At 58.9% G+C, this 2,106-nt stretch carries 3 protein-coding genes; all 3 read right to left on the reverse strand.

Going from position 1 to position 2,106, the window contains the following annotated elements:
• Positions 1-238: 238 nt before the first annotated feature.
• Positions 239-979 carry an FkbM family methyltransferase gene (locus NFW30_RS19625; protein WP_295349686.1) on the reverse strand — a complete coding sequence of 247 codons (741 nt, stop codon included), beginning with the start codon at positions 977-979 and terminating at the stop codon, positions 239-241.
• On the reverse strand, positions 979-1,614 hold the full coding sequence (locus NFW30_RS19630) for a hypothetical protein (RefSeq protein WP_295349685.1): 636 nt from the start codon (positions 1,612-1,614) through the stop codon (positions 979-981). Before NFW30_RS19630 ends, NFW30_RS19625 begins: the two co-directional genes overlap by 1 nt.
• 159 nt (positions 1,615-1,773) lie before the next feature.
• The gene (locus NFW30_RS20145; protein WP_363322132.1) at positions 1,774-2,088 is read right to left on the reverse strand and encodes a hypothetical protein; all 315 of its coding nucleotides are present in this window, start codon (positions 2,086-2,088) and stop codon (positions 1,774-1,776) included.
• Between the last annotated feature and the right edge of the window lie 18 nt (positions 2,089-2,106).

Consider the following 2,106-nt stretch of genomic DNA (forward strand, 5'->3'; position numbering starts at 1 on the left):
GCGCCAACCTCAGCCAACCACCGCCTTGCGCGGATTTGAAATGAGAAGTGCTGCCACTAGACGTACCGCCGGGAAGGATTGCAGGCTTTCAACCAATGGATGGGAGCGACCGGGCAGACCTGGCAACCTGGCAAATGCAGGCGGTCAAGGCGCAGTTCTCTGATCTGGGCAAACGTGCGGTCGACGAGCGGTCCTGGAGCGAGCTTCGCAATGCGCGCCTCGCATCGTAACGGGCACATCAGGCACTCGCGTTGACCATCAAGCAATCAAACTCGATGACTCTGTTGCCATCCATATTCACCGGGAAAAGGCCCGCTATCGCGAATCCATGGCGTTCGTACTCGCTGACGCCTTCGGTCCAGTGCGGCATACCATCGTAAATGGGGATGACCGAGACTTCGCTCTGAAGAGCGTGCACATATCGCTTCAATTCGCCAAGCCCCATGAACACCTCAAGGTCAAATCCTTGGGTGTCCATCTTCAGGAAAATCCGGCGATTGCGGTAATCCGGGACCAGTTCCGGCAAAAGCTCCTCCAGTCGCTTGACTGCCACGCGCTCTTTCTTTGTCGGCATCGCCGACTGCCCAAATGTGCGTTGACTGAATTCGCTGGACTTGAGAAAGGAACTGAATACGGTTGAGCTTGAGACATTGATTTCGAGGGTCGTGTTCTCACGCCCCAGCGCCATGTTGTGCGCAGACCAGCCCCTGTCGTTGCCAATGCCTCGACGCAACTCCTGATAGACATTGGACACTGGCTCAAAAGAAATGATTTGGCCGGAGTAGTTAGACCGAAGCTCCCGCCCGTACTGACCAACGTTTGCTCCTACGTCCAGCACTAGGTCAATCCGCAGTGACGTAAACAGCTGGCGCCTCCGCATGACGTGGGCTACCGTGCCAAACGCAGCAGCTTGCTGGTGAATCGGCTCGAATCGCGCCAGCTTCTGAATGCCTTGCTTGAGAACGTCTCTGCCGCTCATCACTCTTCCTTATCCTTAGAGATCGCCTCAGCGGCGCATGCTGACTCTCTTGCTTGACCCTGGCTCAACGGGGTGTCAAGTTCGAGCTTCGCGTACTTCTGCCAGACCACGTCGCGTACGTACCGCCCGTGAATCAGGCCCAAGCGCCCATCCTTCCACCCACCCCTGAAAAGATAGAACTTGACCCACAACATCCAAGGCAGAAGTGTTGTGCGCCAAGCTTGCCCTTGCAGACCCTTACGCCGCATCTCCTCCGCGAGCAAGGTTGTGTAGCGATTGACCTTTGCATACATCTGGTCAAGGCTGTCACAGGCGTAGTGCAGGATCGGTTCTTCAATCGGGCTGGTGGTGGCATAACCAGTCACCGCTTCGTGAATGATCGCTCCTGTCTCATAGCCGGCCTTGGATCGCCGAAACAGACGCACCGGCCAGTCTGGGCAGCGAGAGGGGTAGAAACAGTGAATCCGCTGGCCGAGCAGGAACCAATCTCGCCTGATACCTAAGACATCGGGCCCCTTCCCGCCGACCACGAATCCCGCATCCTTCAAAGTTTGAATGCGCCGTCGCAGCGGCTCGGACAGAACCTCGTCAGAGTAAGGATAGGAATTCCAATGCCACATCTGGAAGTATCTCATCCGTTCCTGCCCTCGTCAATTCGTGTAACTGGGTCGCCCGGGATGCAACCTTGCCGGACTCCAGGCCGTGTCGTCCAGGCCGTGTCGTCCACTCCGACTCGCGCGGCCACTGAACCTGGCTGTCCATGGGCAAGCAAACGTGGCCGATCTGGCGGCGGCTCATGGCGTCGGTCTGGCGAAAAAAACGGCCCCTTCGTCGATGGCAACAAACGGGTGGCTTTCCTGGCGCTTGGCCTGTTTCCGGCATTCAATGGCTGGCGTCTGGTCGCGCACCCGGCCGATGCGACGCTGACCATGCTTGCCGTTGCGGCCGGTGGGATCGACGAAGCGACGTTCGCGCGCTGGTTGCGCGATCACAGCGGCGCGCGCCAGGGTTGAGCGCGTTCTGCGCCGTGCGGCGATGCGACCGGACGACGAGGAAGGCGAGCATGGACCCTCGATCGTCCAGAGGCAGCGGTTTTCCGGCTCGAGCATCCGACCTCGCCGCAATCC

Source organism: Accumulibacter sp., from assembly GCF_023806635.1.
Taxonomy (GTDB): domain Bacteria; phylum Pseudomonadota; class Gammaproteobacteria; order Burkholderiales; family Rhodocyclaceae; genus Accumulibacter.

Bases quoted from the DNA above. Each gene is read 5' to 3' on its own strand.
- NFW30_RS19625 (WP_295349686.1), bottom strand. From the start codon at position 979: ATGAGCGGCAGAGACGTTCTCAAGCAAGGCATTCAGAAGCTGGCGCGA.
- NFW30_RS20145 (WP_363322132.1), bottom strand. From the start codon at position 2,088: ATGCTCGAGCCGGAAAACCGCTGCCTCTGGACGATCGAGGGTCCATGC.
- NFW30_RS19630 (WP_295349685.1), bottom strand. From the start codon at position 1,614: ATGAGATACTTCCAGATGTGGCATTGGAATTCCTATCCTTACTCTGAC.